Genomic DNA, 24,523 nt, shown 5'->3' with positions numbered 1-24,523 from the left:
CCTCCGGCCTCATTACTCTGACAGTTTCCTCGCTGCCTCTACAACCATATCTATCCCGCCGACCATGTAGAAAGCCTGTTCGGGCAGATCATCATGCTTTCCTTCAAGAATTTCCTTGAAACCTCTTACTGTTTCAGCAACGGAGACGAATTGCCCTTCCCTGCCGGTAAACTGAGCAGCAACGAAGAAGGGCTGTGACAAGAATCTCTGGACTTTCCTTGCCCTGCTCACGGTTAATTTATCATCTTCCGAAAGCTCATCCATACCTAAAATAGCGATAATGTCCTGGAGGTCCTTATATTTCTGCAAGGTAACCTGTACCTGCCGGGCAACCTGATAATGTTCCTGGCCTATGACCATGGGATCAAGAATGCGGGATGTCGAATCAAGGGGATCCACGGCGGGATAAATACCGAGTTCCGTGAGAGGTCTCGACAAAACGACCGTTCCGTCAAGATGCGCGAAGGTCGTTGCGGGAGCCGGGTCTGTAAGGTCGTCTGCGGGCACGTATACGCACTGGACGGCGGTAATAGAGCCTTTCGTAGTGGAAGTAATGCGTTCCTGCAGCGCGCCCAGGTCTGTCGCCAGTGTCGGTTGGTAACCGACGGCTGAAGGCATTCGTCCAAGGAGAGCCGAAACCTCTGAACCGGCCTGAGTAAACCGGAATATATTGTCTACGAAGAGGAGAACATCCTGTCCTTCTACGTCTCTAAAGTACTCTGCTGCCGTCAGAGCCGTGAGGGCAACCCTCGCCCTTGCTCCGGGGGGTTCCGTCATCTGGCCGTAAATCAAGGCGGCCTGCTTGATGACGCCCGATTGCTTCATTTCCAGGTAGAGGTCATTTCCCTCTCGTGTTCTTTCACCGACGCCTGCAAATACGGAAATACCACCGTGGTGCATAGCGATGTTGTTGATCATCTCCATCATGACAACGGTTTTACCGACGCCTGCCCCTCCGAACATTCCCATCTTTCCACCTCTGGGGAAGGGAACGAGAAGATCGATAACCTTGACACCTGTTTCCAGAACGTGAACAGATGTATCCTGTTCAATAAATGCCGGTGCTGCCCGGTGGATCGGTGAGTAATTTTTTGCCACCACGGGTCCCAGACCGTCGACTGGCCTGCCGACAACGTTCAGAATCCTGCCCAGACATTCCGGACCAACGGGGGCCATTATAGGTGTGCCTAGATCCTTCGCCTTCATACCCCTGACAAGACCATCGGTGATGTCCATGGCGATGCATCTGACAACGTTGTCACCCAGATGCTGGGCAACCTCAATGATCAGATTATCTTCCGTTTCATCAATCGTGGGGTTGGTGATAGCGATAGCGTTTAAGATCTCTGGGAGCTTTCCTTCATCAAACGCCACGTCGACTACCGGTCCTATTACCTGCACAACCGTTCCTATATTCATACCTGTCTCCTTAATGTATAATGCTTAACTTTTTTTAACTTTTTGCCAGGGCCTCGGTGCCGCCGACAATATCCATCAGCTCAGCTGTAATGGCAGACTGTCGTGCTTTGTTCATTTTTAACGTAAGGCTCTGGATCATTTCCTCGCAATTCTTTGTTGCGTTGTCCATCGAGACCATTCGTGCGCCGTTTTCTCCGGCGGACGTCTCTAAGAGTGCTCTGAAGACCAGAACGTGTACATACATGGTTAATAGCTTATCCAATAAAACCTCATCGGAAGGTTCATAAATGTAATCAATTCTGGAGTTGGGATCCACATCTTCGTCCTTCCCGATCGGGGGCAAGGGGAATAGCCTCACGACTGAAGGCCTTTGTACTGCTATATTCCTGAATTCATTGTATATAACATACAATTCATCATATTCCTCCCGTTCGAAGGAGGGTATGATTTCATCGGATATTTTTACAGCAAGGGTTATATCGAATTTTCCAAAAACATCGGGAAACTCTTTGTTTAGCTTCGCTTTTTTTCTGAAATAATCTCTACCTTTCCTCCCTACGGCAATCAATTCTATCTCTTTACCTTCCTTGGCCTTGTCCCGAATGAATCTTTCTGTTGCTTTAATCAGGTTGGTATTGAAACCTCCGCAGAGACCTCTGTCCGAAGTCATACAGATTACCCTGATTTTTTTCGGTTCTCTGACTGCCAGGAGGGGGCTATTGCTGGCATCAACACGGAGCGCCAGGCTGCTGAGTACCTCCATGAATTTCATCGCATAGGGACGGAAATTTTCCATCCTCGACTGTGCAGCTTTCAGTTTCGAGGCGGCCACCATATTCATGGCTCTGGTGATCTGCTTTGTTTTTTTTACTCCAACTATTTTTCTTCTAATGTCCTTTAGTGCGGCCATTAATTCTTCCTTCTTTAAGTATGTGATCTATTTATCAGAATGCGCTCAATTCCTTACCCGGTGACGAACACGGAATCAAACTCCGTCAATGCCGAACTAATCTTCTTATCGAGGTCCGGGCTGATCTCCTTTTTCTCATCAATCTCGCGGTTGATCTCGGGGTACTTGCTTCCAATAAAACTCAGGAGCTGCGGCTCATACTCCTTCAGCTTCTCGACTGGGTATTTGTCAAGGAAACCCCTTGTACCGGCAAACAGGATGGCAACCTGTTGTGACAGAGACCTTGGCTCGAACTGGGGCTGTTTCAGGATTTCGACCAGACGCGCACCTCGTTCCAACTGCGCCTGTGTTCCCTTGTCCAAGTCGCTTCCGAACTGGGCAAAGGCTGCCAGTTCACGGAACTGGGCAAGCTCAAGTTTCAGTCTCCCCGCCACCTGTTTCATTGCCTTTACCTGGGCTGCGCCTCCGACTCGCGAAACCGACAGACCAACATTGATCGCCGGCCGAACACCGGAAAAGAATAAACTCGGTTCGAGATACACCTGACCGTCTGTGATGGAAATAACGTTTGTCGGGATGTAAGCGGATACGTCGCCTGCCTGGGTCTCAATAATGGGAAGGGCCGTAAGGGATCCGCCTCCGAGGTCATCGCTCACACGAGCGGCGCGTTCCAACAATCGAGAGTGGTTGTAGAAAATATCTCCCGGGAAGGCTTCTCGACCGGGGGGTCTTCTCAAAAGCAATGAAATCTGCCGGTAAGCCACCGCCTGTTTGGAGAGGTCATCGTAGATGATCAGGGCATCCTGCTTCCTGTCCCGGAAATATTCGCCGATACTGCACCCGGAGTATGCCGCGATGTACTGAAGCGTTGCCGGGTCACTGGCGCATGCCGCAATGACACAGGTATAAGGCATGGCGCCATGCTTCCGCAGGTTTTCCACCACCTGGGCCACCGTTGATTTCTTCTGGCCGATGGCAACATAAATACACTTTACGCCGGTGTCCTTCTGTCTGATGATGGCGTCTACACAAATCGCGGTTTTCCCGATCTGCCTGTCGCCAATAATAAGCTCTCTCTGACCCCGTCCGATTGGCGTCATGGCGTCGATCGCTTTGATGCCGGTGTACATGGGCGTGTTGACTGGCTGGCGTTGAACGACGCCAGGGGCAATCATCTCTATTCTCCTAAACTCGGTTGTCTCTATGGGACCTTTGCCATCAATCGGTGCGCCGGTTCCATCAATGACACGGCCAAGTACCGCCTCTCCCACAGGGACCTGGGCGATCCTGCCCGTTCTTTTTACAATATCCCCTTCTTTGATATGGGTAACTTCTCCTAAAATGGCAACACCCACATTGTCGGATTCCAAATTGAGAACCATGCCGAGTATTCCACCCGGGAACTCCAACAATTCCATGGCCATCGCATTTTCCACGCCATAAACCCTGGCAATACCATCTCCCACTGACAGGACTGTTCCGACTTCACTTATGTCCAGTTTCTTCTCATAGTCTCTAATCTGTTTGGAGATGATTTCACTTATTTCTTCTGCCCTGATTTTCTCCATGCTCTATATTTCCTCCCCTAAGAGATTCCTAACATTATGCAGTTGAGTTTTTATACTTCCATCGTAGAGGGTATCCCCTACACCTACGACAATGCCACCCAACAATGAGGCATCTTCTGAAACCGCCATTTCAACTTTTCTGCCGGTTAAATCTTCCATACGCTTCTGAAGTTTTTCGGATAATTCAGCAGATAATGGGAAAGCTGTTTTGACATCAACCCTTATTTTTTTCAGGGCATCATCCATAAATTTCCGGTAACAGCTTTCTATATCGGGAAGAATACCGATTCTTCGCTTATCAACCAGGAGTCTTAAAAAGTTTGCCGTCACATTCGATATATCAGTCTTTTTCAGAAGCGAATCTACAACGGCTCTTTTTTCATCCTGACCAAAAACAGGGTTTAACAATAATTCCTTGAGATCTTTGCTTTCTTTAATGATGGACGAAAAAAGTGTCAATTCAAGGTAATACTTTTCATAGAGTCCATCTTCCCTGGCTATTCCAAAAAATGCCCGGGCATAGCGCTTCGCAATATTGCTGATTATCAATGTTTTTTCACCACCTTATCTAAATAGTCTTTCACCATGTATTCGTGATGTTCCGGCTTTATATTCTTCTTCAGAAGCTCTTCGGCCATCTCCACGGAAAGCTGAGCGGCTTCTGCCCTGAGTTGATTTCTAGCTGCCTTGAATTCCTGTGCCATTCTCGCCTGAGTATCTTCTTTCATCTTCTCGGCCGCCCTTTTTGCATCTTCGATGATCTTTTCCTTCTCTATCGTTCCCTGCGTTTTTATCATGTCGATGATGTTGTTTATTTCCTCAGTGGCTTTATCCAGCTTTGCAGAGTATTCCCTGAATTTTTTTGCTGTCTCTTCTTTTTCAGCTATTTTTTCTTCGATGGTCGCCTTGATATTTTGACGCCTTTCGCTGAAAAATTCTTTGATATTTTTTGCAGTAGCCCAGTAAAGGAATGCAACCAGGATAACAAAGGCAAGTACTCTCCAGCCGAAATCCTTCATCATAGCCGTGGTGTCTTCTTCACCTCCGCCTCCCGATGCATAAGCTACTGCAGAGGTGAGAACAATCGGCAGGATTGATAAAAGAAAAAAACGTAAATAAGATCGCTTCAACAGCTTTTTCGAAAACCTTGTTATCATTGGAGACTCCTTCCCAACAGTTTCTCGGCAATCTCGACAGATATTTTCTTGGACTGATTGGTCAGAGTACGTCTGGCCTCATCAACTTCCCTGTTCATCTCCCCGTGAAACTTTTCCATCATACCGGGAATCTCGCCTTTCGCGGCATCAATGATGCTTTTTGCCCGTTCGGCCCCTTTTTTTATAATCTCTTGCTTTTTCTCTACAGCGTCCATCTTTGCCTGGCGAAGCTTTTCCTCATAGGCCGCCATTCTTTCTTCAACCGATTGGTTGAGGCGCTTGATTTCTTCTTCAGTATCCTGTAGTTGCTTTTTTCTTTTATCAATGATGCCGAGTATCGGCTTGTAGAGGAGTAAATTTAAAATGAGCATCAAGAGAATGAAATTGCCCATCTGAATCCAAAGTGTATAATCAATGCTGATCACTATCTTACCTCACACCAAAAATATCGTGAAATTCAAAAAAAACCGAGTGAATGAACAGAACCCACCCACCCGACTCCTCCCTAATTAGCGTTTTTTTGATCTCATTTTGAGAAATGGCTCTGGACAAGTTGTGACATAAACTATGGACACGAGCAACCTAAAAAACCCAAAAGATGAGTGCAAAAAACGCGGTCTTCTAATCACAACTTACCGCTAATGTCAAGTATTTTTTGGCGGAAGTTGGTTTTGCTGTATTTATTCTTTGTTCTCTTCTTCTAAGGCTATGGATTTACTATCACCTTTATATTTGTTTAACTTGCTGTTGTCCATTCTGGAAGTCCCTTCGAACACTGCACCCTCTTTTATTATGAAAATCGGTGTTTTTACATTTCCCAGGACCCTTCCCGGGGGATAAATTTCAATCCTTTCTTGAACTTCAATCTGTCCTAAGACATCTCCGTAAATCAAGATGCCTCCAACGTTTATGTCAGCTTCAACGTGTGCTCCTTCACCTACCGTTAAGGTTCCCCCACCAAATATCTCGCCATTGAAGTTACCTTCAATGCAGACAGCTCCGCTAAATATTAATTTCCCGGTAAATTCTGTTCCTTTTCCAAGAAATGCCTTGAATCCTTCATCTTTTTTCTTGCTTAGCATCACCGAACTCCTCGATTTTGGCACCTTCATGTGACTTTATAAAGATTATGGATGGAGAATAAACCTTCTCATGCTGATATTCAATAAAAATCCCATGGCTGTCATCAGGACAATCATTGAAGAACCTCCGTAACTAAAAAATGGCATTGGGATGCCGACGACGGGAAGAATACCCAACACCATCCCGACATTGATAAACACCTCCCAGAAGATAAGCATCGTAATGCCGAAAGATATCAACATTCCTAAAAGATCCCTCGACTGTAACGCAATTTTCAAACACCACAATATCAATACGGAAAACATGATTATCAGGATTAATCCTCCAAGGAAACCCCACTCCTCTGCAAAAACAGAAAAAACAAAATCTGTCTGCTGTACCGGCAGAAATTTCAATTGTGTCTGGGTTCCCTTCAAATACCCTTTACCAAAGATGCCTCCTGAACCTATGGCAATTATGGATTGAATAATATGATATCCCGAACCAAGGGGATCATTCTCCGGATCGAAAAAGGTCATGATCCTTTCTTTTTGATAATCTTTCAAAAGAAGCCAGGAAATGGGAACCAGGAGTACACCGCTGGCGAAAGCCAACATAAGTGATTTCCATTCTATACCTATGAAAAAGGCCATGGATAAAAAGAGAATGATAAGAATTAATGCCGTGCCGAGATCAGGTTGCTTCAGAATAAACAGAAAAGGGATCAATACGATACAAAAAGGTATAAGCAGTTCTCTTAGTCTGTAGCTTCTCTCTATCATGTGGTCATCAAAATATTTTGCCAGTGCGATTATGATTGTCAATTTTACTAACTCTGAAGGCTGGAAAAAAAATCCTCCTATGGCAATCCAGCGTTGGGATCCGTGGGTGGCATACCCGTATAGTGCAACCACTATCAGAAGAAGGATAGAGACCGCATAGATTACATAGGCGAATCGACAGATGAATCGATAATCAATACAAATGATAATCCCTATTAATAGAAGGCTGATAATTATCCATTGAGCCTGTTTGATATAAAGGGTCTCCTGCCTGAAATTATCCAGGCTGTAACCTGCACTGTAAATGTTTAAAAGACCGATACAACTTATGATCAGTATAAGAAAGAACAGGGTCCAATCAAAATTGAAAAATAATCGGCGGTCAAATTTCATCGATAAACACCTGCTTGCGACCTTTGGTTGACTGCCACAAGCGGCTGACTTTTTTTATGTATTGAATTTTTATGTTCGAAGTAGGCGTCTATGATTTTTCTTGCTATTGGGGCAGCTGCAGATCCCCCATGACCTGCATTTTCGGCTATTACTGCGATAGCTATTTCCGGGTTTTTGTATGGCGCAAAGCAAACAAATAAAGCGTGATCTCTGAATTTAGCGGAGATTATTTTCCTCTTGCGGGCTTTCTCATTATCCGGCAGACCTACAACCTGGGAAGTGCCTGTTTTTCCGCACACATCTGCTTCTTTTCTCATTAATGCGTGGCCTGTTCCCCCATTTTCATTCACCACACCCCATAGCGCATACTGTAAAATCTCGATGTTCTTCTGACTCAAAGGGAGTCTGGCTTTTTGCTCAGGTTCGAATGTCTTTAAAACACGGCCATCTGCCATTTCGATCCGTCTGACAATCCTGGGCCGGTAGACGGTTCCCCCATTTGCTAAGGCAGAGTAAGCGTTCACCAGTTGAATTGGAGTAACAAGATCGAAGCCCTGGCCAATGGCAATCGAAATCGTTTCACCCATTTGCCATGCTTCTTTGAATCTGGATAACTTCCACTGTTTGGTCGGGATAAGGCCGCTTTTTTCCCGGGGTAGATCAATTCCTGTAAATTGGCCTAAACCAAATCCGCGGGCATACTCGGCTAACTTGTCAACACCGATCAATTTTCCCAGATTGTAGAAATATACGTCACAGGATTCGACAATGGCGCGGTGAAGATTGACCCGGCCATGACCATGTTTTTGCCAGCACCTATACGTTCTGTTGCCAAGTTCGAAAGACCCGTTGCAAGTAAAAGACGTATCAGGGGTGATTAATCCTTCTTCAAGTGCTGCCGCTGCCACAAAGAGCTTATATGTCGAACCGGGAGGGTATTGACCGGAGATAGCCCTGTTTCCCATGGGATGTGACGGATCATTTGCCAAATCTTCCCAATCATCGAAAGAAATCCCTCCGTTGAAGAGGTTTGGATCAAAAGACGGCGAACTGACGAGTGCAAGGACAGAACCGTCACGGGGATCCATGACAACGACTGAACCAGCTTTGTCTTTAAGGGCATCCCAAGCGATCTTCTGGAGAAATGAATCGATGGTGAGAACCACATTATATCCGGAAACCGGCTCGATTTTACCGATGACTTTAATTTCTTTACCGAACACGTTGACTTCGACCTGTTCCGCTCCACTTTTACCTTTGAGGTATTGATCTAAATATTTCTCTAAGCCGTCTTTGCCTACAATATCACCAACACTGAAATCACCGGATGTATCTTTTTCTAATTCCTCTTGACTGATTTCGCCAGTGTAGCCGATAATGTGGGCCATCATTTCTCCACCAAGGTATTTTCTGATAGGGACGACCTCAACGGTTACACCAGGCAGATCAGCAGCATGGATTTCGACGATAGCCAGTTTTTCCATACTTATGTTTTTTTCAAGTTTCACCGACGGGAACCACCTTTTCTTTCCTATAGAAGGTATGTCCATCGATAGCGCCATGTCTCTTGCCGCTAATAAATTTTTTAATTTGGACGCCACATCATGGATATTTCTGGCATGGTTTGGAACGAATACAATATCAAAGGAGGGCTGGTTATCCACCATGACATACCCGTTGGTGTCCATGATCAATCCCCTCAGTGGTTTTATTTTTCTGAGGCGTACGCTGTTATTTTCTGATCTCTGTGTTAATTCATCTCCACGAATAACCTGAAGATGCCACATCCTTATAATCAGAAGAGACAGCATAATAGAAACGATAGCAAATGCTATCTTGAACTTCTTTCTGAAATTGCCGGGTTCATGCCCGTTTAACTGTCCGTGCATCTTTACCACTCAATAGTACGTCGATCCGACTTATAGTACTAAATAATATCGGGCTAAGGCCACTGAGAATCAATGTCTGGGGTATATAAGCCTTTAACGCAAGGGTTGATATATATCCCCCATATAATAGTAGGTGAAACAAGAGAAGCACTATGATCTCAAATGATGCGCACAGCAAGGTAAAAATCATGATGAAAGACGACTTACCCGGAGAAATCCTGAAAGAAGCGAGCATGGAAATTAAAAATACGAGTACATAAAGGAAAGTATAAGGTCCAGAAATTGAACAATTTATACAGTCACGAAAAAAGCCAAGAATAAAGCTGAGGATTCCTCCTTTCATTATATCGAGTCGAAATCCTGCATAAATTACTAATATTAGGGATAGTTCCACACCAATTTTACCGAAGAAAAAAATATCCGCAATCATCGTCTGGATAACTATCAGTAACAATGAAAGAAAAGGCAATAAAATATAATAGATCACTTTTTATCACCGTTATCCAATACAATCACCGTTACTTCTTCAAGTCTCGCAAAATCAACGAATGGCGCAATATCAATTTTCTGAAATAATCCGCTATTGGTTTTGTCCGCATTTTTCACGACGCCAAGTAGTAAGCCCTTAGGGAAGAGGCCGGAAAGGCCCGAAGAAATGACGATATTTCCAAGAGCGACCGTTTCTGTTTTTGGAATATATTTCAGAGAACATCCCGATGAACCGGCGCCTTGAAGAATCCCCTGGATTCTGGTCTCCTCTACCAATGCATCAATATTACTATTTTCATCTATGAGAAGCAAAATTTTCGATGCGTGCCAGGATGCTTCAATGATCCTTCCTACAACCCCCTGGTCAGCTACAACCGGCAAATCGACCCTCAAACCATGGGAGGTTCCCTTGTTTATTAATATCGTCTTGATTATCGATGTTTGATCTCTGTCAATAACCCTGGCAGTAACTGTAGGATATTTGACTTTTTCCTCAAGTGCGAGGTGTTTTTGTAAACGTATCCCTTCGAGATACCCTTCACGGTATTGAATTATTTCTTGTGTCAACAATGCATTTTCCTTTTTCAGACGTCTGTTTTCCTCTTCCATTCCCACAAGAATTATATACCGCTTCCATACCTCGTTAAGCCCTTTGAAAGAAACGGTTATCATATCTGCTAACGGAGCTGTGGCTTCCAGTACAAGCCTTCTGAAAAAGCCGTCTTTGTTTGGTTGTTTCACACTATAGGATAATATGATGAGAGAGATGATGACCAAGAGACATGCTATTATAATTGATTGATGTTTTTTAGGAAATAACATTTCTCTCCTGCAAGGATAGTGATGAAAACGTTGACCGGGAGAATGTCCCGCGATCCCACCCTGTAAGTATCATACTTAACTCTTCGGAATATTTGCGATATTTTACTTTCAGACATAAATGATAATCTTCCATCGTCTTTGTAAGCGTGATTGCATCTTCGTAAAAAGTCAAAAAGCTTAAGTTGGATTGCATCCCTCATTGCTGCGATGTACGTCAAAGGATGCCATCGTTCTCAATATTTGCGTGCCATGCCTCTGGAACTTTATACGAAGCCGCCCATCTTCAACCTAGTTTATGACTTTTTACAAGAGCATCAATAAGATATTCTGAAAGGGGTAAAACTATACCTGAAATGTAACCTCTTTTAACACATCTAAATGATCAAGGGCCATACCGGCGCCTCTGGCTACTACCGAGAGGGGATCGTCTGCAATGGTAATGGGAAGTCCCGTTTCTTCCCTTATCAGAAGATCGAGATTTGTCAAAAGAGCTCCACCACCGGTCAAGACAATACCTCTGTCAACAATATCTCCGGCTAATTCGGGGGGGGCATTGTCCAGGGCATCTTTTATCGCGTCTATGATAATACTTACCGGTTCCATAATGGCTTCCCGTACCTCTTCAGAATTAATCTCAACGATCTTCGGAATACCTGATATGAGGTTCCTTCCTTTGACGTCGATTTTCCGCAACTCCCCATCCGGATAAGCGCACCCGATGGTCATTTTTATGATTTCTGCCGAACGCTCCCCTATGAGGAGGTTGAATTTTCTCTTCATATACTGGACGATTTCCTCGTCCATTCTGTCACCAGCGACTCTGACAGACTTTGCATAGACGATGCCCCCCAGTGATATTACGGCGACCTCAGTGGTTCCACCACCAATATCCACAACCATGGAGCTTATTGGTTCCATTACGGGTAATCCCGCTCCAATGGCCGCTGCCATTGGCTCTTCGATGAAGAACATTTCTCTGGCACCTGCTGATTCTACGGTTTCCCTGACTGCTCTCTTTTCTACCTGGGTGATACCGGAGGGTATTGATACAATAATTCTCGGGCGAACCAGAGCCCTGCGATTGTGGACGCGGCGGATGAAGTGCTTCAGCATGGCTTCAGTAATATCGAAATCAGCAATCACGCCTTCCCTTAAGGGTCTGATAGCTACTATATTGCCTGGGGTTCGTCCGAGCATCTTTTTTGCTTCGAGACCGACAGCCAGGACTTTTTTTGCACCCCGTAAATCTCTGTGAACGGCAACCACCGAAGGTTCATTCAATACAATTCCCTTACCCTTCATATAAACCAGCGTATTTGCCGTTCCTAAATCTATGGCAAGATCATTGGAAAATTTTCCTAAAATATAATCAAAAAGCAATGCTTTTCCTCCTTTGTTTTATTATATCGTTTGGGTGAATACATTTGTAATTTTATAATCAAGTGAATTTCTATACAGCATTTCATCCCCCTGATCAATGAATTTTTGAATTTTTAAAAAGGTATTGCATTTTTAAGATGACTGTACTACTAATTGCCGTCTTAAATCATTGTGATAAGGAAATGTATCATGCTTGAAATAATGCGAAAACACGCCAGAAGCTGGCTCGTGAAAATTATGCTTGGAATAATCATTGTTGTTTTTGTTCTTTATTTTGGTTCTACGAGCTGGAGACATAGGGCTGAAGCCATTGCCATTATTGATGGCAAGGCCATTCCGTATGTGGATTTTCAAAGGGAATATCAGAACCTTATTGACTCCTATCGGCAACGTTACGGTGGCGCCCTCACGGATGATATTCTGAAAGGTCTGAATCTGAAGCAGCAGGCGTATGACAGTATTATCAATCAGGCTGTTATTTTTCAAAAGGCAGCGGAACTTAATCTACAGGTTACCGAGGAAGAAGTGAAGGAACTTATCCTTTCTAATCCTGCTTTCCAAAGAGCAGGTGTTTTTGATGAAAAGATTTACAATCAGATGTTGCGCTACAGGAAGATGACGTCTACTGATTTTGAAGATGCGCAAAGAAAATTATTAACCATGATAAAGCTGGAAGATATCATCCAGAGCGCCGTTAAGGTTTCAGATAAAGAAGTGTTCGATCTGTTCCGATTTCAAAATGAAAAAATAAACGTGAACTATCTTAGCCTTTCAACGAAGAATTACAAGGAAAAGATCATTCCTCGCCGGGAGGATCTGGAGACATTCCTGAAAGAACATGAAAATGATTTCCGCGTTCCGGAACAGATTCAGATAAAATATATATCATTTCCAGGCCAGAATTATGCGTCATCGGTGAAGGTTTCTGATACAGATGTGGCCGAATACTATAACCGTCACAAAGATAACTTCATGAAAAAAGCAGGTAAAGAATCCCCTTTATCAGAGGTGAAAGATAAAATCATTGCCGAATTAAAGCAGGCCCAAGGCATGTATATCGCCGCCGAGGAAGCCAAAAAAGCACACGATATGATTTATCAGAAAGAAAATTTCGACGATTACGCCGGACAGAACGGACTTAAAGTCATCAGTACAAGCTTTTTCAGTTCAAAAAATACCCCTCAGGACTTCAGGCAGATCAAAGATTTTAACAAAATTGCCTTCAGCCTTCAAACGGATGAGATCGGCTCTGTCTTTTCCGATGACAAATCGTATTATGTTTTGAAGCTCACTGCCAAGAACCCCTCTCACATTCCGGGGTTGAATGAAATAGAAAGGGAGGTTGCAAGACAATTTGTGGAAGGAGAGTCTGTGCGTCTGTGCAAAAAGGATGCTGAAGTCATCCTTGAGAGTCTTAAGAAGGGGGAAGCAATGCAAAAAATATCCCAGGAAAAAGGCTTGAATATAGAAGAAACAGGGCTATTTCTCCCTGGATCCACCATACCGAAATTCGGATTTTCCAAGGAGTTGAGTGGCGCCCTCATTCAGATCTCTGAAGGGAACCCTTATCCGGACAATGTCTATTATATCAACGGGAGTTTTGTAATAGTGAAGTTTAAGGAAAGAGGGAAACTGAATACCGATGACTTCGAAGCAAAAAAGTCAGCCTTGAAAAATTTGCTTCTGAGGATGAAGAAAAACGAACACATGCTTTCGTGGATAGAAAAGAATAAAGAAGCTATGATCAAAGATGGGAGATTGAAATTTACGAAAGATCTTAAAGATATCTGATCCTTTCCTCATATTAATGCTGTTTTCACTTTTTACGAGATCATCAGTCCCGATATTAAATCCACTTCGTAGATTACCGCTGGAGCATGTTGTACAATGCAACTCGCCGGCGCATGATCGCCAATTCATCCGTCAATTGCTTATTTATTTTATTGTGCTCTCTCATTTCAATAACGCTTGAATTGCCTCCAATTGATATGAATTTCTATCGAATCACCGTGTAGGGTTTTATTATTGGATTTGACAGGAACGCTCTTTTCTGTTTGGGAAGTCTAAGAAAAAGTAGGCTGGGTCGCCTCTACCGATGCCTGAGGGTCAGTTACTAATCCGTTACTCTTCTTTATGCTTATGTTTTTTCTTCTTTTTCCGCATCTCCCACGTCAAAAGACTCGCACGTCTTCATGCTTCTTTTTGAAAGGGGGGTCTTGTCGTCCATGGTCAATATCTGGTAGTTGTTATCCCAGAGGGCTTGAACGAAGTCATTTGACCTGAATCCCCTGACTCTGATCATAACAAGATGCCTTTTGTCTCCCTTAAGGGGATGGGTGAGAATGGTGAGAAGGTCTATCCAGTAACGCCTGCAGAACTCCACAATGTCGTAGAAGAAATCCAGTTTGTCTGCGGCGGGGATAGAAAGGCAGATTCTTATGCTGTCGTCCCCCGCTCTGGTAATGCTCGCCAAAGCATCCAGGACATCGGAGCCTGTTATAATACCGACCAGTTTGCCTTTGTCCATCACAGGAAGAGAGCCCACCTTTTTCTCGCGCATGAGCAGCCCCGCTTCTTCAAGGGGCATGTTTGGTTCGCATGTTATAGGGGATTCTGTCATGACATCACCAACACGCCGGCGCCGGAGTTCTTCCGCAAGGTCATCCGGCAGATCCTCTTTTAACAAGAGACTTGGCGGCCCAAACTGGTAAATATCAGAAAGAGTAATGATACCGACGAGTTCTTGATTACGAACTACGGGAAGGCGTCGTATCCCATGCTTTCGAATCAGTCCTATCACCTCGAGAAGATTCATTTCGTCTACGGCTACGATAGGCATTTCCGTCATCCAATATCTCACGATCATGAAAGTTACCTCTTTTCTTTATATTGTATTGTATTGTGCTTCTTCAAGGATAAACACTACTAACGACTTTGTAAAAAGTCAATAGGCTGTGTTGCGCTCCCTTTTGCCCTGTCACGTTTGAGGGAACGGGGAAGCTTCCGTAACCTATGTGTCGCTTTGACAGGAACCCGCTCTTGACACGCCACACCCTTTCTCCTATACTCTAACAACAGCCGGACGGGAATTATTGTTAAAAAAACGAACCTGTTCTTCACCCATGCACAATGGAATGCTTATCAAAAAGACAGTGGGCCGTCATCCAAAACCAACCTGAAGGTTTAGTATCGGGGGATACCGGTCTCCTTGAAGAAAGAAAAGTAATGCAAATAAAATGCCTGTGCTCTCAGGAGATGAGTATATGATTCGTTATAATCTAACTGAGTTCTTTAAATTATCAGCGGCCCTCAATTATCAGTTGTCCGTTTCAGGCGATTTCGGCTGGAATATTTTGAGAATCATCATCGGCGATATGAAACTAAGTCGGGAACAGCATAACATCCTGCTTGATGCACTCTCCTATCTCAACCATGCCTATAAAGATCAGCACCGCCGCTTGGGACCAATGTCCGTGATTCATCCCCTGCGCGCCACTGCCATTCTTTCCCGGACCGTCGAAAAAGCCGATATGCTTGATTTGCTCACCGTGCTGCTTCACGATAAGCATGAGGATATTCAACCCTCCAATTACACTGAAGATAAATACGGGAATAATTATTATCAACAATTGGAAAATGAATTCAAACAATTCCTGTATAAAAACGATCCCAATGACAACTGGTATCTCATGGAGCGGCTCGACTTATTGTCCCGTCATGGAGAAGAATCATATTTCACCTATATAGGAAGGCTCATGAACCGGGCTCAACAAACGCCTGAGCTCGTGCGCGTGAAGCTTGCCGATCGTCTCGACAATACTCTGGATTTGCATTCTGAATTTTATGATCCCATCGAACATGTCGATTTTTTCGGCGCCCTGTTTAACATCCTCTACATTAAGAACTACCAGCCCCCCGAACCTGAAGTGCAACACCCGGTCCGGCATCCCCTGTACGGCGCCTACCGGCTCTATCAGCTTTTTAAGAACGCCGTCTTATTGTCGCTTGTCCGCCAGAAGCGATCCATGACGTACGATCCGGCGGCGCAGCCCTTGTTCGAACAGCTCGTCAGGGCCGGCATGGAGGAAGCGCAGCGAATCATCATTCATATTTTTAATTATCATATGAGAGACGTAGAACAGCAGCGAAAACTTATTTTAGATACAATGAATTATTGCAAGGCAGGGGGTACGCTTGAGGTAACGAGGTCCGGTGACCGCTCCAGGCTCGATGGCTTGTTTATGAATTACTTTGAATACAGCAGCGCCGAGGAACACAAACAAAAACTGGATCAGCTGTATAAAGACAAACCATTGATGATACAGGCTGCTCTTGCGTTTGTGACTATCTTCAAAAATTTCCTCATTGATCCCCAGTATTGCATCGAAGGCATTTGCGAGGATGGGTTTCATCCGCGGGACGGCGTGTAGGTCGGCGTCCAGGTTTTTCAGGGGACGCTGTTATCGTTCTCTCTCCCTCTTTCTGTTTGACAGACAAACCTCCTTGTCCTATACTGCGCCCATCAAAAAGGAGCTTTCATCGCGATTGTCCCTCAGTGCCTCCATGATAATAAGCGTTTCCATATCGGTTTCTCTGATGATTCTCGCATCGCTCTTTCTTCCCCTGGCATGCGCCCAGATTCCCGACACATCCCCCCTTCGGGAAGTTCAGCCGGTGAGAGGGAAATCTCTGTCTGCTCCCCCCGAAAAACTGATCGGCGAATCCTCCCAGATTCTCCTCATCCGAAATATGAATCCTGTCTCGATTGACGTTCACGTTATTGCCCTGGAAAAGAGAAATGGCCGCTGGCAGAGTCCTTTTCCTCCCATGGACGGTGTAATCGGAAGGAAGGGCTTTGCACCGCCGGGGGAGAAGAGGGAAGGAGACGGCAGGACTCCTTCGGGGATATTCCCCCTTGGGATGGTCTTCGGCTATGATCCTTCCTTCCCGACAAGGATGCCTTACCGGCAGGCCACCGATGACGACCTCTGGGTCGATGACGTCCACGCCGATGACTACAACCGATGGGTCAAGAGGGGAGCAACCAAAGCATCTTCGTTTGAAAGAATGAAACGGGACGACAACCTGTACAAGTACGGGATCGTTGTGGAATATAACATGAATCCCGTCATTAAAGGTCATGGGAGCGCCATCTTTTTTCACCTCTGGCGAGGAAACGAAAAACCCACGGAAGGCTGTGTTGCCCTATCGGAAGAGGATCTTGTTACAATTCTCCGGTGGCTTAATCCGGCGTCAAGACCCCTGGTTGTCATGGGGACGAGCGGAACGATCAGAGGGTATTGAAAAGTGAAACGAATATTCCTGTTTGCACTGCCCTTTTTCCTGCTGATATTCCTCGGCCAGTCGCTGCTTGCGGATGATTGCCACGGTGAAAGCACAATGCCCGACCGTTTTGTGGATGTAAAAGAGGTGATCCCTTCCATCCTTCTCGATATCCGGTACTACGGTCCTCGCAATTTCGTCGGGGAGCGGATCGACGGCTATAACGCCCCCAAATGCCTCCTCACGAGGGAGGCGGCAACAGCCCTCGCAAAGGTACAGAGAGAACTTGAGGCGTTCTCCTTATCGCTCAAGGTCTATGACTGCTACCGGCCGCAGCGGTCGGTCGATCACTTTGTCCGGTGGGCAAGGGATGGCAGTGACACAAGGAGCAAAAGGGAATTCTATCCCACGAAGAAAAAGAGAGACCTTTTTAAGCAGGTCTACATCGACACCAAATCAGGCCACTCCAGGGGCAGTACCGTTGACGTTACCATTGTTTCCCTCCCCGTTCGTGAGCAAGCTTCGTATCAGGAGGGAGAGAAAATGAACGCATGTCATCTCCCCGCAGAGAAGCGATTCAAAGATAACAGCATCGACATGGGAACGGGTTTTGACTGTTTTCACGAACTATCCCATACGGCGAACAAAAAGATCGGCGAAAAACAGAGAATCCACCGTTTGTTGCTCAAAGCGATCATGGAAAAACACTGCTTCAAGAACTACGAGAAAGAATGGTGGCACTTTACCCTGCGTGGCGAACCCTTTCCGAAGACCTATTTCGATTTTGTCATCGAATGATGGCCCTGAACCCCCTCCCCTCAATACCCTCCCATCAGGGGAGGGGAAGTTCCTTAGGAGAGGGTATGTTACGGGGCGAAAGGGAAATGCCGATCGGAGCCTCATGAATAGAAAGTCATCCACATTTTTCAGGTCCTACGGGTTTTCGATTCTGCTGATCGTCTCCATCGGCATCGGCTCTCTATTGGGAATCGTCCTGAAAAAGGAGGCTGTTGTATTAAAACCCTTCGGGGATCTTTTTCTGAACCTCCTCTTTACCGCGATTGTCCCCCTTGTGTTTTTTTCCATCGCCTCGGCCGTTGCCGGCATGTCCAATGTTCGGCGCCTGGGTAAGATTCTCTCGTCCATGCTGTTTGTGTTCATCCTGACGGGAATTGCCGCCTCGACGATTATGGCCATTGCCGTTCAGTTTTATCCGCCGGCCGCAGGAATCACGCTGGATTTAACTTTCCCTGCCAGCCCGGAGCAGTTCAAAACCTCAGAACAGATCGTCAAGGCCTTTGCAGCGCCCGATTTCCTGGATATCCTGTCGAAGAAGAACATGCTCGCCCTGATCATCTTCTCCATCCTCATCGGGCTCGCCACCTCTTCCATCGGGGAAAAGGGGAAGGTCTTCTCCACCTTTCTCACCTCCGCAAACGAGGTGATGATGAAGGTCATTCATTATATCATGTACTATGCACCGGTCGGATTATGCGCCTATTTCGCCTATTTCATCGGGGTATACGGTCCTGAACTGCTGGGTTCCTACGTCCGTGCCGTGACGCTCTATTATCCCGTCACCATCCTCTATTTCTTCATTGCCTTTACCCTTTACGCATACCTTGCCGCGGGGGGTACCGGTGTGCGAACGTTCTGGAAAAACATCATCCCGCCATCTCTTACGGCCCTGGCCACGGGGAGCAGTGTGGCGACCATCCCGTTAAATCTTGAGGCGGCGAACAACACGGGCATCCCCAGGGACATCAGCGAAGTCGTTATTCCTATTGGAGCAACCATTCACATGGAAGGTTCCTGCCTCGCCGCTATTCTGAAAATCGCCTTTTTATTCGGGTTATTCCACATGGATTTCTCAGGGACTCAGACCCTCCTGACGGCGATCGGCATCGCCATTCTGTGCGGCACGGTGGTGAGCGGTATTCCCGGAGGCGGCACAATTGGAGAGCTGCTGATCATTTCACTATACGGATTCCCTCCGGAGGTCTTCCCGATCATTACGATGATCGGAACCCTCGTTGACCCTCCGGCAACCATGGTGAATGCCATCGGCGATAATGTCGCCGGCATGGTGGTCGCCAGGATACTGGGGGGGAGAAACTGGATGCGGGAAAGTCAATCGATCCACGAATGAAGCCGTTACAACGCTTACACCTGCTGACGGATCATGTTCGAAGGGAGAGCGTCAAGAGGTATGCGAGTGTTCAACTGAGGGCGAAGAGGAGGCTGTTGGAAGGGAAATCCATATAAGACGACATTACTTATGTTGTCAAATGAAGTCCCACCTGGTTATTTGCAATACCTTGTCAAGGGTTTTCGATTTGGAATTGGAGTGATGATTGCCAGTTCAAATGATCAATTACCTTTACCCGTGAAGCATCTTCTCCACTAAATGATTCATTTAAATGATTCATTTCTTCTTGTTGATAAGGGCTTGGCTGACCGCGTCGCTAAGTTCCTTGATCCGATAAGGTTTGCCTAAGAATGCCTGAGGCCATTCGGGATGGTCGCCTGCCATGACCTGGACCTTGTTGTAACCGCTGGCCAAGATCACCGGGATGTCGGGCGCGAGTTTGCGCAGGGCCGCCAATGTCTCCCAGCCGTTCATGCGCGGCATGGTCATGTCGCAAAGGACGCAACGGATTTCATCCTGGTGCTGTCGATACACCTCCACAGCCTCGACGCCGTCCTTTGCTGCGAGCACTGTAAAACCAAGACTTTTGAGCATGGCAGCAGCCATGTCGTGCACCATCTCCTCGTCTTCGACCAGCAGTATCGTGCCGCCCCCTTCCATTTCCGGAGCTTGGGCTTCTTTGTCCGGCTGCCGGGGGACTTCTTCCACAGACACCGGGAAAAAGACCCGGAAGGCGCTCCCCCGGCCCAGTTCGCTCTCCACCGTGACGGCCCCGCCGTGCGCCCGTACAATCCCCAGGACCACGGGCAGGCCCAAGCCCCGGCCGGTGAACTTGCTGGAGAAAAACGGGTCGAAGATATGCTCGATATCATCGTCCGCTATCCCGCTGCCCGCGTCCGCCACTTCCAGGCAGGCATAGGCATTGTCCTGCGGCTGCCAGTCTATGGGGAATCGGTGCGATGCGGGGATATCCGCCGGGGAAACAGTTTTGACGGACAGTCGAATGACACCCCGGCCTTCACCGACGACCTCCCAGGCATTGGTGACCAGATTGGTCAGGACCTGTTGCATCTGGTTTGCGTTTGCGCTGACTGCCGGCCCGGAGGTGGGTAAATCAGTCTCCATGCACACGTTCTTCGGCATGACGGCATGGAGCATGGGCAGACTCCGGCGGCAGGTTTCGGAAAGATCAAGCGGCTCACGTTTGCCGGGCGTTTGTCCGAGGTAGGTCAGCATCAGGCCGCTTACCTCCGCCGCTTTTCCTGCCGCCTGCAGGGCTGCGGTCAGGCTATTGACGGGTCCCGCACCTTGTGGTAGGTCGTCAATGGCCATCTCCAGGTTCCCGATCACTGCTTGAAGCTGATTGTTGAAGTGGTGGGCAATGGCCCCGGCCATGCGGCCCAGGCTTTCGGCCTTCTGGAGTTGCCGGTTTTGATGTTCGAGTTTTGCCTTTTCCTCTTCAGCCCGCTTACGGTCGGTGATGTCTTGATGCACCGATATCCACACTTCGCCATATTGTTGATGTTTAAATTTTGAAACATTGGCATAACACCAGAATGAGGTCCCATCCTTTCTGATATTGTGTACTTCACCATTCCATACTCCCGGTTGTTCAAGACTTCTGATAATCTCGTTTGCAACGGCCTCGGGGCTTTTGACACCCGGAGCATTGAGAATACTCACGTGTTTGCCGATAAGTTCGTCCGGATCGTAACCAAGCATTCCCTCAAGGCATCGATTTGCATAAACAATCACGCCATCGTCAACGCGAGTCAGATGTACACCTTCCTTCATGTTCGCCAAAATCTCGCTCTGAAGACGTAGCGAATCGTCCACCGGCTTGCGCTCTGATTGCGATTGCTCCAGCTCTGCGATCCTCCGTCTTAGAGAATCCAGTTCCTGAATCAATGCCTGCTTTGTCTTGGATTGATCTTTCATCGGGTTGCCCCCTGTGTTTAATCTTTCCAGCCAAATTAATTGCGCAGAATGTATATTCTTAGAAGTGATTCTACAAAATTGCGAGACAAAAGGCGGTGTAAATAATTGGAGCATGTCAGACTTTTTAAGCACCATATTCATTAGTCCCAAAGGAATGCGTTTTTTTCGTACGTAGCCCATCATCATTTTCAGGTCTCGAATTTCATCGTTTAGCTTCGTAAACGCTTTCTCGTACTCGCCTTTGCGCATAGAATCTAAAGATGGATTCATCAAAACCAGCTTCATGCCGCTTTTAATTATCTCAGCTTCCTCAAGAGAACGTTTTAAGTGTGCGATATTTTCCAATTTAGAGGTATCATCACTGTACATTTTCATAAACTCCTTCCCGTCATGCAAGAATCAATTGATAAAGTAATATTTCACTTCAACTATTTTCTTCTTTCATCCTGCATCAATCCCAAACGCCGGAGAACTATTCTTCGTCTTTTCTCACTCCCAACGGCCGAAGTGAGTGGCAAAATTCAGGATATCAAAAGTATAGTTATGCATATAATCTACCTTCATAATGAGGAAGAATACATCCTCACGAGAGAGGTCCTCTATTGAGCCTTTCATATACCTTTACGTATTCGTCAATCATAGTATCTAAATCATACTTTTTTCTCGCCTCCCTCATGATCCTTTTGAGTTGCTTTTCCCTTATTTCCAGGGGTTTTCTGTGAAACTGCACACTCTTGGATAATCCGTACCACAAACCACCGGGATCATAATTCTGAAAAAGAAATCCATTTCCCCCATCCTCGGAAGCGCCGTCAACCTTCAACCGCAACTCTTCTATCTTGTCATGATAACCGCCCGTGTCACGGTTCGTCGCCGTCGCTCCAAAGAGATTCCCGATCTGATCGATCTGGCCGCACGGCTCATAGAGAGAAGCACCGAAGACGTCACTGGCAGCAGCATAACCGAGCATGGAAAGCCTCTCACTGAAACGCTGATACGTGATCTTCCCCCCGGAGGAACAAGCGATTCTTCCTAAGATTTCTTCATGGGTCTGATCACGCCCGACACCGTTCCCCACGATCGCTATCTGCACGTCGCCGTGCTCTATAACAAATTTAAGAGCGATATCTTTGAGAAGTTCAACGCCTTTTTGAGATGGGTCCAATCGTGATGGCCAGTAAAGGAGGATCGCATCGGGATTAATATTAAGCCCGGTTCTCTTCTGAAATTCCAAAAGGTTTTCCCTTTTTGTGGCCATAACGTCATCATCAGGACCGTATTTTTTTACAAGGTGTTCACATTGTTCCGGATACATCCTGGGGGACGTTGCATTCATGATGCTCAATGCCGCACTTTGATTATACTTTGCCTTGACTTCCTGTCTTACACTTGGCGGGATGAAAAATCTGTCTAGGAAATAATCTCCTATGACCTCTTTAAGAAACTTTTCCCCGACAAAATTGACCAGAGTGGCGCTCTTAATGGCTGTTGCCTGACTGTCGATGCATTTCTTCCCATATTCTTCGGAAAAGTAGATATTCCACGAGAGGCTGTCAACATCAACGCCGAAAAGCATCTCAATAGGGATATGGCCCGTATGAACGTTGTGAACGGTATGCAGTACCGGACAGTCTCGCGCTTTCGCGTAGGCCGTAACCGCCCCTCCTGCCATCCAGTCGTGACTGTGGAGAATCAGCCTTCCTCCGTTTTTGGCCCGGACAGTCTTAATGATGTTGTTTACCACTTCTTTCTGAAACTCGGCGGCGTTTAATAGTGGGTCCCCCGAATATGCGCAGGAAAGGTTAGCAAAAATGGATGAACTTACCAGGTGGACTTTATCAGGATCGACTTTATATCTGATTTCCCTCCACATATTTTCATCCATGTTGCTTTCTCTCTGGAACCGCTTCTTCAGATTCAGCGTCGCCAGATGGCATTCAATCCCCCTGGCCCGGAGCCCTTCGCATAACGCGGAAACCACCTCGCCCAGGCCCCCCGCCTTCCCGGAAATATACCTGGCAAGATCCCCCATCGCGTCCGGCAATCTCCCCGTCTCCGGAGATACCAGCAATACGGCCGTCCTTTCCGTCTTTTTCAGGATTTCAAATGTTCTTACATTCTTTGACCCCTTCGACGGAAGGTTTACGTGACGTTGACGGTTCCGGTCCTTTATATAAATTCCCGGCACTTTATTAATCTTGTAACTTACGCGTAATTTCATTTTCCGTTTGTGCAGTCCTTCTTCCACAGACAATTGTTCCCGCATGTTTCTATTGTACGAAAACATGGTGAATTTCCCTCAATTATCTGAATATCACGAATGATATCCTGCTTGGAGCGGCTGACCTTCGTATCAACACCCCATGACTTTGCGATCTCACGTATCTCCTGAATTTTCATTTCATAATCCTCCTTTAATTTGCTTATAGCCCCATCTTCTATGGATATTTTTTTCAATGGTGGACTCATCTTCGGTTTTGACCACCTGAGATAATCCCAAACCGAGAAAGAATTGAGAAGTTTGACTCTGATTAAGGAATTCCTCTTCAGTGCCAAACATTTGCCGCGTCCAGTCTTGCAATTTGTTAATTCGCCAGCGCAATTCAGCGAGTTCTTGTACTATTTGATGTTTAGTAATCCCTTTATCTGCCATTCCCGTGAACCTCAAAAACCTTCAAAAATATATCGCCGTGCAAGTCATTGTGGTAATTAGTGGATTTCACAAATGTTCTAACTATCAAGATTTGCCCGTAAAATACTTGATGACAGAATCATAGAGAACAGACTCCTCACCATCCAAGTGATAATGGGTTTCTGAATTTACCCTGAAAAACTTCATATGAGCAGAAAGAATCGATGTCTCTAAGACCCCCAACGCCTCTGCTTTTTTTCTCAGTTCTGTTTGGTCCATATTATCCTCTGCTGTAATGGTTTTTATACGCATGTGTAATAATCCTCTCTGATAATGGAAAATCTTACTGTATAATTTGGTGTCAGAGTATAATGATTGTTACTTTATAGAGAATCTTATTGGGATGTGCAATAGGAATAGATCGTAGGGAATATCCAGGGGAAAACCCTGCATTATGATAATGTCAAAAGATAGGATCTCAGATTGGTTTTTTTATTTTTAAGATTAAGTTTGACGACATCGTAAAAAGTCATTATTAGTGTAAGGCGTTAAAATAATTTAACATTTGTGCATATTTCTCTTGACACTGTTTCCCGAAAATGGTATGAATAATGTTAAATATTAAAGACATAGGTGCTGATGCCATGATT

At 45.9% G+C, this 24,523-nt stretch carries 22 protein-coding genes; 5 read left to right on the top strand and 17 right to left on the bottom strand.

The annotated features are described in order from the left end of the window. Window positions 1–12: 12 nt before the first annotated feature. The 11 genes from atpD to NTW12_01270 all read right to left on the bottom strand — a co-directional run bounded on the left by atpD (window position 13) and on the right by NTW12_01270 (window position 11,856). Complete coding sequence (gene atpD, locus NTW12_01320; GenBank protein MCX5844990.1) at window positions 13–1,419, bottom strand: F0F1 ATP synthase subunit beta; 1,407 nt, start codon at window positions 1,417–1,419, stop codon at window positions 13–15. 34 nt (window positions 1,420–1,453) lie between these two features. Next, window positions 1,454–2,329, bottom strand: coding sequence for an ATP synthase F1 subunit gamma (gene atpG, locus NTW12_01315; GenBank protein ID MCX5844989.1), 876 nt, complete (start codon window positions 2,327–2,329; stop codon window positions 1,454–1,456). 53 nt (window positions 2,330–2,382) lie between these two features. Further along, window positions 2,383–3,897, bottom strand: a complete 1,515-nt coding sequence (gene atpA / locus NTW12_01310) for a F0F1 ATP synthase subunit alpha (GenBank protein ID MCX5844988.1) — start codon at window positions 3,895–3,897, stop codon at window positions 2,383–2,385. A gap of 3 nt (window positions 3,898–3,900) precedes the next feature. After that, entirely contained in the window at window positions 3,901–4,446 is a 546-nt protein-coding gene (locus NTW12_01305) for a F0F1 ATP synthase subunit delta (protein ID MCX5844987.1), read from the bottom strand. Further along, window positions 4,443–5,054: a F0F1 ATP synthase subunit B gene (gene atpF / locus NTW12_01300; GenBank protein MCX5844986.1), complete on the bottom strand. Its 612-nt coding sequence runs from the start codon at window positions 5,052–5,054 to the stop codon at window positions 4,443–4,445. Before atpF ends, NTW12_01305 begins: the two co-directional genes overlap by 4 nt. Next, complete coding sequence (locus tag NTW12_01295) at window positions 5,051–5,479, bottom strand: ATP synthase F0 subunit B (protein MCX5844985.1); 429 nt, start codon at window positions 5,477–5,479, stop codon at window positions 5,051–5,053. The genes atpF and NTW12_01295 overlap by 4 nt, the downstream gene beginning before the upstream one ends. Before the next feature lie 255 nt (window positions 5,480–5,734). After that, window positions 5,735–6,136 carry a polymer-forming cytoskeletal protein gene (locus tag NTW12_01290; protein MCX5844984.1) on the bottom strand — a complete coding sequence of 134 codons (402 nt, stop codon included), beginning with the start codon at window positions 6,134–6,136 and terminating at the stop codon, window positions 5,735–5,737. Between the two features lie 45 nt (window positions 6,137–6,181). Beyond that, a complete protein-coding gene (rodA, locus tag NTW12_01285; GenBank protein MCX5844983.1) occupies window positions 6,182–7,291 on the bottom strand; it encodes a rod shape-determining protein RodA in 1,110 nt (369 codons plus the stop codon). Further along, window positions 7,288–9,180: a penicillin-binding protein 2 gene (mrdA, locus tag NTW12_01280; protein ID MCX5844982.1), complete on the bottom strand. Its 1,893-nt coding sequence runs from the start codon at window positions 9,178–9,180 to the stop codon at window positions 7,288–7,290. Before mrdA ends, rodA begins: the two co-directional genes overlap by 4 nt. A gap of 483 nt (window positions 9,181–9,663) precedes the next feature. After that, entirely contained in the window at window positions 9,664–10,491 is an 828-nt protein-coding gene (mreC, locus tag NTW12_01275) for a rod shape-determining protein MreC (GenBank protein MCX5844981.1), read from the bottom strand. A gap of 342 nt (window positions 10,492–10,833) precedes the next feature. After that, window positions 10,834–11,856: a rod shape-determining protein gene (locus NTW12_01270; protein MCX5844980.1), complete on the bottom strand. Its 1,023-nt coding sequence runs from the start codon at window positions 11,854–11,856 to the stop codon at window positions 10,834–10,836. 204 nt (window positions 11,857–12,060) lie between these two features. On the opposite strand from NTW12_01270, the gene NTW12_01265 reads away from it, so the two are divergent. Then, window positions 12,061–13,662: a SurA N-terminal domain-containing protein gene (locus tag NTW12_01265; protein MCX5844979.1), complete on the top strand. Its 1,602-nt coding sequence runs from the start codon at window positions 12,061–12,063 to the stop codon at window positions 13,660–13,662. Window positions 13,663–14,008: 346 nt separating this feature from the next. On the opposite strand, the gene NTW12_01260 is transcribed toward NTW12_01265, so the two are convergent. After that, window positions 14,009–14,737, bottom strand: a complete 729-nt coding sequence (locus NTW12_01260; protein ID MCX5844978.1) for a CBS domain-containing protein — start codon at window positions 14,735–14,737, stop codon at window positions 14,009–14,011. Between the two features lie 397 nt (window positions 14,738–15,134). On the opposite strand from NTW12_01260, the gene NTW12_01255 reads away from it, so the two are divergent. From NTW12_01255 to NTW12_01240, 4 genes are all read left to right on the top strand, one after another. Next, window positions 15,135–16,301, top strand: a complete 1,167-nt coding sequence (locus NTW12_01255; protein MCX5844977.1) for a hypothetical protein — start codon at window positions 15,135–15,137, stop codon at window positions 16,299–16,301. A 115-nt stretch (window positions 16,302–16,416) separates the two neighbouring features. Beyond that, on the top strand, window positions 16,417–17,175 hold the full coding sequence (locus NTW12_01250; GenBank protein ID MCX5844976.1) for a L,D-transpeptidase family protein: 759 nt from the start codon (window positions 16,417–16,419) through the stop codon (window positions 17,173–17,175). 3 nt (window positions 17,176–17,178) lie between these two features. Continuing rightward, the gene (locus NTW12_01245) at window positions 17,179–17,952 is read left to right on the top strand and encodes a M15 family metallopeptidase (GenBank protein ID MCX5844975.1); all 774 of its coding nucleotides are present in this window, start codon (window positions 17,179–17,181) and stop codon (window positions 17,950–17,952) included. 103 nt (window positions 17,953–18,055) lie between these two features. Beyond that, window positions 18,056–19,303 carry a dicarboxylate/amino acid:cation symporter gene (locus tag NTW12_01240; GenBank protein ID MCX5844974.1) on the top strand — a complete coding sequence of 416 codons (1,248 nt, stop codon included), beginning with the start codon at window positions 18,056–18,058 and terminating at the stop codon, window positions 19,301–19,303. A gap of 276 nt (window positions 19,304–19,579) precedes the next feature. Here the strand turns inward: NTW12_01240 and NTW12_01235 are convergent, their stop codons facing one another. The 5 genes from NTW12_01235 to NTW12_01215 all read right to left on the bottom strand — a co-directional run bounded on the left by NTW12_01235 (window position 19,580) and on the right by NTW12_01215 (window position 24,185). After that, window positions 19,580–21,637: a PAS domain S-box protein gene (locus NTW12_01235; protein ID MCX5844973.1), complete on the bottom strand. Its 2,058-nt coding sequence runs from the start codon at window positions 21,635–21,637 to the stop codon at window positions 19,580–19,582. A gap of 187 nt (window positions 21,638–21,824) precedes the next feature. Then, window positions 21,825–23,462 carry a glycogen/starch synthase gene (locus tag NTW12_01230; protein ID MCX5844972.1) on the bottom strand — a complete coding sequence of 546 codons (1,638 nt, stop codon included), beginning with the start codon at window positions 23,460–23,462 and terminating at the stop codon, window positions 21,825–21,827. Continuing rightward, window positions 23,459–23,641, bottom strand: a complete 183-nt coding sequence (locus NTW12_01225; protein ID MCX5844971.1) for a hypothetical protein — start codon at window positions 23,639–23,641, stop codon at window positions 23,459–23,461. The genes NTW12_01230 and NTW12_01225 overlap by 4 nt, the downstream gene beginning before the upstream one ends. Window position 23,642: 1 nt before the next feature. Then, complete coding sequence (locus NTW12_01220; GenBank protein ID MCX5844970.1) at window positions 23,643–23,894, bottom strand: hypothetical protein; 252 nt, start codon at window positions 23,892–23,894, stop codon at window positions 23,643–23,645. An 84-nt stretch (window positions 23,895–23,978) separates the two neighbouring features. Continuing rightward, complete coding sequence (locus tag NTW12_01215) at window positions 23,979–24,185, bottom strand: hypothetical protein (GenBank protein MCX5844969.1); 207 nt, start codon at window positions 24,183–24,185, stop codon at window positions 23,979–23,981. Window positions 24,186–24,523: the final 338 nt, after the last annotated feature.

This window comes from Deltaproteobacteria bacterium (assembly GCA_026388545.1).
In the GTDB taxonomy this organism is placed as follows: Bacteria; Desulfobacterota; Syntrophia; order Syntrophales; family UBA2185; genus JAPLJS01.
Note: the sequence above shows the minus strand (reverse complement) of the source record. Positions and strands in the feature narration are given on the sequence as shown.

Bases quoted from the DNA above. Each gene is read 5' to 3' on its own strand.
- mreC (MCX5844981.1), bottom strand. From the start codon at position 10,491: ATGTTATTTCCTAAAAAACATCAATCAATTATAATAGCATGTCTCTTG.
- atpA (MCX5844988.1), bottom strand. From the start codon at position 3,897: ATGGAGAAAATCAGGGCAGAAGAAATAAGTGAAATCATCTCCAAACAG.
- atpD (MCX5844990.1), bottom strand. From the start codon at position 1,419: ATGAATATAGGAACGGTTGTGCAGGTAATAGGACCGGTAGTCGACGTG.
- NTW12_01265 (MCX5844979.1), top strand. From the start codon at position 12,061: ATGCTTGAAATAATGCGAAAACACGCCAGAAGCTGGCTCGTGAAAATT.
- NTW12_01290 (MCX5844984.1), bottom strand. From the start codon at position 6,136: ATGCTAAGCAAGAAAAAAGATGAAGGATTCAAGGCATTTCTTGGAAAA.
- mrdA (MCX5844982.1), bottom strand. From the start codon at position 9,180: ATGCACGGACAGTTAAACGGGCATGAACCCGGCAATTTCAGAAAGAAG.
- NTW12_01225 (MCX5844971.1), bottom strand. From the start codon at position 23,641: ATGAAAATTCAGGAGATACGTGAGATCGCAAAGTCATGGGGTGTTGAT.
- NTW12_01240 (MCX5844974.1), top strand. From the start codon at position 18,056: ATGAATAGAAAGTCATCCACATTTTTCAGGTCCTACGGGTTTTCGATT.
- atpG (MCX5844989.1), bottom strand. From the start codon at position 2,329: ATGGCCGCACTAAAGGACATTAGAAGAAAAATAGTTGGAGTAAAAAAA.
- atpF (MCX5844986.1), bottom strand. From the start codon at position 5,054: ATGATAACAAGGTTTTCGAAAAAGCTGTTGAAGCGATCTTATTTACGT.
- NTW12_01230 (MCX5844972.1), bottom strand. From the start codon at position 23,462: ATGAAATTACGCGTAAGTTACAAGATTAATAAAGTGCCGGGAATTTAT.
- NTW12_01260 (MCX5844978.1), bottom strand. From the start codon at position 14,737: ATGATCGTGAGATATTGGATGACGGAAATGCCTATCGTAGCCGTAGAC.
- NTW12_01255 (MCX5844977.1), top strand. From the start codon at position 15,135: ATGATTCGTTATAATCTAACTGAGTTCTTTAAATTATCAGCGGCCCTC.
- NTW12_01215 (MCX5844969.1), bottom strand. From the start codon at position 24,185: ATGCGTATAAAAACCATTACAGCAGAGGATAATATGGACCAAACAGAA.
- rodA (MCX5844983.1), bottom strand. From the start codon at position 7,291: ATGAAATTTGACCGCCGATTATTTTTCAATTTTGATTGGACCCTGTTC.
- NTW12_01220 (MCX5844970.1), bottom strand. From the start codon at position 23,894: ATGGCAGATAAAGGGATTACTAAACATCAAATAGTACAAGAACTCGCT.